The sequence below is a fragment of the Dapis brunnea BLCC-M229 genome, from assembly GCF_050015995.1.
Classification (GTDB): Bacteria; Cyanobacteriota; Cyanobacteriia; order Cyanobacteriales; family Microcoleaceae; genus Trichodesmium.
On sequence record NZ_JBNHEP010000302.1, the window covers coordinates 1 to 7,305 of the forward strand.

Sequence of the window (7,305 nt, forward strand, 5' to 3'; positions counted from 1 at the left end):
TGGCTATTTGTGAAATTAGTTCTGGGAAAAAAGTCTCCCTAGAAAATTAATTTTGCTGCCAATCAAGAGAAAGGGTTTCCAGACTCAAACACCAGGAAAAATTCTCTAGCTATTTGTGAAATTAGTTCTGGGAAAAAAGTCTCCCTAGAAAATTAATTTTGCTGCCAATCAAGAGAAAGGGTTTCCAGACTCAAACACCAGGAAAAATTCTCTAGCTATTTGTGAAATTAGTTCTGGGAAAAAAGTATCTCTAGAAAATTAATTTTGTTGCCAATTAAGATAGAGGTTTTGGTGACTTAAACCCCTCGGCAAAACTCTTTGGCTATTTGTGAAATTAGTTCTGGGAAAAAAGTATCTCTAGAAAATGAATTTTGTTGCCAATTAAGATAGAGGTTTTGGAAACTCAACCCCTCGGCAAAATTCTCTGGCTATTTGTGAAATTAGTTCTGGGAAAAAAGTCTCCCTAGAAAATGAATTTTGTTGCCAATTAAGATAGAGGTTTTGGTGACTTAAACCCTTATAGAACAAAATATATTAATCAGCCCAAAAAATTCATCCACTCTACAAAATTAGGAGCGAAAAAAATGACTAACACAAATCAACAATTCCAAGCTGCTAAAGTTGGCTCTAATTTTAAGAAAGTTCTGGTCAAGTTTGACAAATTACTAGCCGATGGAAATAAAGAAAAATTAACTGCTATCCGCAAACAACTCCGGCAAGAATTAAAAGAATATCGAGAGCAAGGTGCAATTAAAGTTGCATTTGTCGGACAATATAGCGCAGGTAAATCTACAATTATTTCTGCTTTGACAGGAAAACGGGATATTAAAATAGATGCGGATATTGCCAGTGACAAAACTATAACTTATGACTGGAATGGTATTGAAGTAATAGATACTCCCGGACTTTTTACGGAACGTCAAGAACATGATGAGATTACTTATGAGGCAATTAATAAAGCTGATTTATTAGTTTTTTGTCTGACTTATATGTTATTTGACTCTGTGACAGTTGAGAATTTCAAAAAGTTAGCTTATGACAAAGGTTATCGCTGGAAAATGATGTTAGTTATTAATAAAATGTCTGATGAAGCTGGAGAAGAAGAGGAAAAAATTGTTAACTATCGCCACAGTTTAATAGAATCACAATTATCTGATTTTGAAACTCAGGTTTATACAGAGATTGAAAAACAAATTGCTGCAGCGCTAAAACAGGAAGAGGAAGCTATAGCTGCTTCTAATAGTTGGATAAAACAACTAAGAGAAATTCGGAATAATTTTGAGCTTATCCTCCAATATATTCAGAAGGCAACGGCAAAAGCAAGAGGTTGAGTAGGGTGATTACTTAGAGACTGTTTGTAAAATAAGTATTAAGAGAACATGCGAGTGACTAAAATCTAAAAGCGGTAATACTTCAAGAGATTGAAATTTGGTAGGTAGAGAAGTATTCAGTACATATATTCCTAGATTTTTAAGCGACAAATATTTGTCTTGATTTCTTCCTCCTTATTCCCTATTCCCTATTCCCTATTCCCTGTTCCCTGTTCCCTGTTCCCTGTTCCCTGTTCCCTATCTCCTTTTTATATTTCCTTTACAAACAATCTCTTAGAGATGATGCTATTTTGGTAAAAATTATAGTTACTATTGTCAGTATTTTCATACCCCTTTATACACATTTTTCTACTCTTGAGTGGAAAGACTTTTACCAGGTATTGAAGTTATATCATGTCCGCCTAATTGGCGATAGAACTCCGTTCCGCTCCGCGTTACATGTCGTGTAGCGAAACAAAAACTTTCTCCTCCTCTCCTCCTGATATATTCTTTTTTCCACCACTTCTCACCCCTGACTCCTTACTCCTGCCTAAATTATTTATAACTGTTCATTCGGACATGATATTAATCATTATTTTCACAAAGCTGGGCTGGGAAGGGGTTAATATTTTTGTATTCTGCTAAATATTGTTCTAAAATTTTCAACTGAGATAAATTCAGACTGTAATATATCCAACGACCATTCTGACGACCTTGAACTAAGGAAGCTTCCTTAAGATTTTTTAGATGAAAAGATAGTTTTGACTGGGGAACATTCAGGCGATCGCATATATCGCATACACATAATTCTTGTTTCCGCAACAATTCTAATATTTGTATTCGTAAGGGATCAGAAAGTGCATGAAAGCTTGCTGCTACAAAAGTAGGAGATGATTTTAGGGATGTTTGTGGCATTAATTTTTAGGATGATTTGCTGATTTAATTACAGATTTCCAGAAATTAAATATTTCTTTTTTCAAACTCTTGTAGGAAAGTTATATGGAACTTCCCTACATTCTTTTTCGGAGATGTCTATTACGCATAACTAATTTTTATCATATCACATTTTTATGGCATCGGGAAGTTATAGAGGTTGGCAATTCAGTCAATTCAAATAATAACATAACAGTCTGTAGAGGTTTGGAGAGCAAACCCCTAAAATATTCAGTATTCAGTATTATAGCAATAAAAAAAATGTCAATTGATTTACTTCCAATGGGAATGGGAGTTTCTCTAATCCTGCCAATAATAATTATACTAAATCCGGTTGTGATAAATCACTATGATAACCGGATTTGATATTATTTATAGGTAAGCATTCACCTATTAGTAGTCTGCATTAAGTTTTTTTTCATAAACGAAAAGTTACATTTATTAGGAATAACTAAAGTTCCCAAAGAATTAATTATTAAGATTTAAAGCTTCTCCTTTTAAGTCGAAAAAAATAAAAAATGTTCCTTTGAGTCAATTTTCTTCTTTTTAAGAAGAAGTAATTATTCATTGTTAAACTGATTTTGTAACCATTCAGCTAGCCCGCTGTTAGCTCTGAGCAATAGTATCCGGCTTTTAAGGATGGGGTTTAAATCAAGCTTTTATTTTAGCTATGAAGTTAAGGACTGACAGCCAAAGGTTACCAATATTTTTTCTGTGTCTCAATTACACTAATGAACCACCGCAGCTAGATCCACAACCTGCGGTACAACCATAACAATAATTTTCTGTCTGCACTTGTTCAATTATGTCTAAACTATTAGCTTCTAATAACTTAGCTAATGTAATTTTTTCACCTTTCCTTGTTTCAGCCGGAATATTTTCCATTTGATTAAAGTCGCAGTCATAAACATTACCTAAATAATCAATTGATAATTCATTCCGACACATTAAATTTTCTACAGTCTCCCTATTAAAATTTGACTCTAAAAATTCTAGATAAGGCTGATATATCTTTCGGTTTTCCAGAAACATTTTAGTTCTACCTATGGGTAAATTAGTAATTGTGAACAGTTGATTAAACTCCACCTTAAAATGTTCTTTTAAATAATTCTTATAATCTTGCTCTAGATTTTTTTGATTGGGAGGAAGTGCAAATTTATCTCTATTGGGAATTGGAGGATTATAAATTAAATCTATTCTTAGATTTTGGTTTTTTCCGTATCCTAATCTATTCAACCATTGCAATGCCAGAATGGATTCATTATACACACCATTGCCACGCATCTTATCAACATTATCTTCTAAATAACAAGGTAAGGATGCAATAATTCTGAGTTTATTTTCAACGCAATATTCTGGAATATCTTCAAATCCTGGCACGAAATAAATTGTCAAATTAGAACGAACAATTACTTCTTTATTCTTGGCTCTTGCAGCTTCAACCAATTGTTTAAAACCATAATTCATTTCTGGCGCACCCCCCGTCAAATCAATTGTTTCAATTTGGGGAAATCTATTAATTAACTCAATTAATTGTTCGCAAATTTCTCCAGTAAGTTCTTCTGTTCTTTTTGGGCTAGCTTCCACATGACAATGACTACAGGCTAGATTACAACGTTTGCCAAGATTAATCTGTAAAACAGTGATTTTTTTCTTAGTTAAGGTTGTGCCAAGTTTGGTTTGGAAAGGCGTAAAAGCTGTTTGAATCATTGCCATAAATTTTAATAACGAATTCAAGAAATTAATTGTGCAAAAATTTAACGGATGGGAATTGACTTGAGAAAGTTTTACTTGAGCTTTTTCCTAAATATTCCCATCTATTAACCAGAGATAATAATATAACGGTTCTTATATTAATAAGGTACAGTATTTTTCTCTCTTCCTTCTTTTTTGTTCCAGTAAGATAAAAAAGTTTTGTATCTCACCAATGTGGTAATTGCCATATTGACTAACTACTTATTTACTAGCTATTTTTGACCAATTTTGATCGGCTAAATCAATATGGCCATGAATTTCTTTGTTCCACAAGCTTTTTACTTTTTTACTATAGTTTAAATAGAGTTTTCTATCAACAATTGACCAGACATTGGAGTTAACGGGAGCTAGTTGTCCTTTTCTCGTGCCATAAGCGCAATAGCCATCATATTGAGGTGCATATTTTTCTAGATTTTGAGCAAATAACTCTTGGTTTTCAGCACTAGAAAAATACCAGTTTGCCCCTTTTCATTTATATTAATATTTGCTGTTTGGCACTGCTCTACTTTGGGTAAAGTAGGCTACTATATCTGTGCCACAAATGGCAACATTGTTCTCTATACACAGCAATCATATTTCAGTTGTAAGATTTTAGCGGTAATTAGGAGTCAGGAGTCAGGAGGATCGAGTCAGAATATCAAAGGATTTTGATCGCTCTTAATTGTTCTTAAATATCTATCAAAATCATTCCTGATTCCTATAGATATTTTCTGAGTTTTTACCAGCACAGGGGTTATATCATCTGCCCCACCAGGGGAGCTACGAATTGCGGATAATTACTTCTAATAAAGTTTTTGTTTGTAGTTTTGCTCTAGCCCTTTAATTACTTGTCTTTTTGCTCAAGCCTAACTAAGAACCTAATTATAAATGTTTTACCGAACATGGTATTAGTTCCGGCACAAGAATTTTTGGCTACACAAAGATTTTATGCGATCACTGCACTTGTAGTAGTATTTGATTTAGAATTAGCAATATAACCAGTAGCTATTCTCACACTCAAAAGAGAAATATAACAAATTTTAGAAAATATTACAGTTTCATATAAATCAACTTTCCTTATTTTTTTTATTATTAACTAGCAGATACTTATAATTAAATCTAGGTAAGCTGAATCTAACCTGAGAAACAATTAAGAAATCAATAATAATCAATTATTTCCTATATTTATCGAATAAATAATTCTATAATTATATCCAAAAGCTGAAAAATTTACATCCTTATGAAAAATCGTAATTTTTTAGTAAAGAAAGACGGTAACTGTGAAATTTTCAACTCTATCATTCACAGACAAATACCCATACATACATATTGACTTTATCGTTTTCTCACAGAGTTATAAGATATTCTTTCAAAAGAACAAAATGACCAAAATAGACTACAGAAAAATCCTCCCCTAGTGAGTTTATTATTAGATACTTCTCTTTAGTTACAAACGTTTTATTTAGAACCATATCCAAATACAAGTTGGTCAGTTTTAACACTTTATTGAACAAGTGGGAACTCAAATTTTAGAAGCAGGAGATATTATTAGTTTGATGCCAGATGCCTTCATTCTGTTCAACCTTTGGGAGAAGAGGCAACTATTACTTTTAATATTTATGGAGAGACTGATTTTTCTCAGCGCTTTGAATTTTATACTTTAACTAATAGTGCTAAAAGTTTTTAGGCAAACACTCAGCTATTAGCATTCCGAAGAAAAAAATGTACTTCCTTCGTAGGAGGCTAGCTAATAGCTGATGACTGTTAGCTCCGCATTCCCCAGGAAATGCTTACCAATTTTCTAAGCTTCGTTCCACATAATCTTAACTTTATCCGGCATAAAACTAGCTATTTCTTGAACTTTCTCTGGAGATAATTCTTCTTTAGTAGCAGAAAAAACAGCTTTAATTACAGTTTCGGGTGCAATTCCTTTGGGAACTCCAGCTTCTTGGTTAACTCGGAAAATAAAAGTATCGCCATTAAATATAAGTGGAGGACGAATTTTACTCAGAAAAGCAACAAGTGGGTTATTATCTTTCCAAAGTTCCCCTATTTCATCTGGGTCTGGTTTTTCACTACTAGAAGCTAAGTCTGAGGCGACCTGATTAGATACTTCTGTTGTCATCAAATCACGCATTGTCCTAAATACAATAACACTAATATCTCTAGCATCGTAAATATCTGGTAATCCTGCTTGAGTCCGAACTTTTTGGAGAAAAGGTAGAAATTTTTCATCTACAGGAACTTGTTGAGAATCAGTCATAATTATACCCTTGATTTTATTAGATTATTGATATAATATCATAAGCTAATATGCTTTAAAGATAACTGGTAAAATGAATAGGAAATAGGCAACAGGCAAAAGTTTTTCAGCTATCAGCACTTTTCTGAAAGTCTATATAGTAACACCTTCGCGACACCAAGCTACGCTATGGTGCGAGCTTTCAGTAGCCCTGAAGAATCATAGCTGAGTTCACAGCGCGCGAAGCTTCGAGCCTCCACGCGTGGTTACAGATGCGCCCTAAAATTAGATCATTTTTGCTCCGTTGTAGTCTGCGTCGCAGGCACGATCGCAATTTCCACATTTAAAGTTTTTCCCGCTTCGATAATACTTGTCTGGAACTAGATGAATATGTAGGCATTGATGGGAGGTTTGACTAGTATAAGCTGGTGGGATTGCCATGACATTCACGCCGTTCTTAGAAACTTATTATTATCTATATAAATCTATGATTTTCTATAGATAGCCTGTTCTATTCCTGTTTCTATCTGGCAACGTCGGCGTTATCCAATCCACATACTGTCACGGGCGTTTGTTTCGCGCCAGCGTTGCGAAACGCGTTAGCGGAGCGGAGATATAACTGCCCGCCATAGCTAAATTTAATGCTGCATTCAAGTCTCCGTCGCAGCTAAAATTGCAGTGTTCGCAATTTGATTACGCGCTCTGATAAAAACAGAGACTCGCGATTCAGTTCCACACCTACTGCAAGTTTTAGAGCGAGTTACCATTTATCCACAAAAATTAGCTCAGAGTCATATAGCTCACACTTGTATTTTAGCTGTCTACGAAACTCATAAAAACCGGGGTTGGTGATTAAGTAATGCTCTTCAATATTTATGAACCGTACAACCATAGTTTTTTCATAGAGATTTGAGACAAAAGCATTACCCATTCACCAACGCCCTAAATTAAGGTATGAAAGTAAGTGTATAGGTAATAGGGAACAGGGAATAGGGAATAGGGAACAGTTAATATTAACAAGTAGTTCAAACCTCACGGGGTGACAAGCTAGTTGAAAGCTATGTATAGAAAGGAATTTACCTTCGG

5 protein-coding genes and 1 pseudogene are annotated in these 7,305 nt (G+C 34.1%); 1 reads left to right on the forward strand and 5 read right to left on the reverse strand.

What is annotated here, in order from left to right:
• The first annotated feature begins 584 nt into the window (after positions 1-584).
• Complete coding sequence (locus ACP6PM_RS34920) at positions 585-1,331, forward strand: GTPase (protein WP_426591463.1); 747 nt, start codon at positions 585-587, stop codon at positions 1,329-1,331.
• A 564-nt stretch (positions 1,332-1,895) separates the two neighbouring features.
• On the opposite strand, the gene ACP6PM_RS34925 is transcribed toward ACP6PM_RS34920, so the two are convergent.
• From ACP6PM_RS34925 to ACP6PM_RS34945, 5 genes and pseudogenes are all read right to left on the reverse strand, one after another.
• On the reverse strand, positions 1,896-2,225 hold the full coding sequence (locus tag ACP6PM_RS34925; protein ID WP_426591465.1) for an ArsR/SmtB family transcription factor: 330 nt from the start codon (positions 2,223-2,225) through the stop codon (positions 1,896-1,898).
• A 741-nt stretch (positions 2,226-2,966) separates the two neighbouring features.
• Positions 2,967-3,953 (reverse strand): arsenosugar biosynthesis radical SAM (seleno)protein ArsS, encoded by a 987-nt coding sequence (gene arsS / locus ACP6PM_RS34930; protein ID WP_426591468.1) that lies wholly within the window; start codon positions 3,951-3,953, stop codon positions 2,967-2,969.
• Between the two features lie 246 nt (positions 3,954-4,199).
• A pseudogene (locus ACP6PM_RS34935) lies at positions 4,200-4,454 on the reverse strand (YHS domain-containing (seleno)protein); the annotation flags it as partial.
• Between the two features lie 1,324 nt (positions 4,455-5,778).
• On the reverse strand, positions 5,779-6,240 hold the full coding sequence (locus ACP6PM_RS34940) for a DUF2267 domain-containing protein (protein ID WP_426591466.1): 462 nt from the start codon (positions 6,238-6,240) through the stop codon (positions 5,779-5,781).
• A gap of 264 nt (positions 6,241-6,504) precedes the next feature.
• Complete coding sequence (locus ACP6PM_RS34945; RefSeq protein ID WP_426591467.1) at positions 6,505-6,669, reverse strand: zinc ribbon domain-containing protein; 165 nt, start codon at positions 6,667-6,669, stop codon at positions 6,505-6,507.
• Between the last annotated feature and the right edge of the window lie 636 nt (positions 6,670-7,305).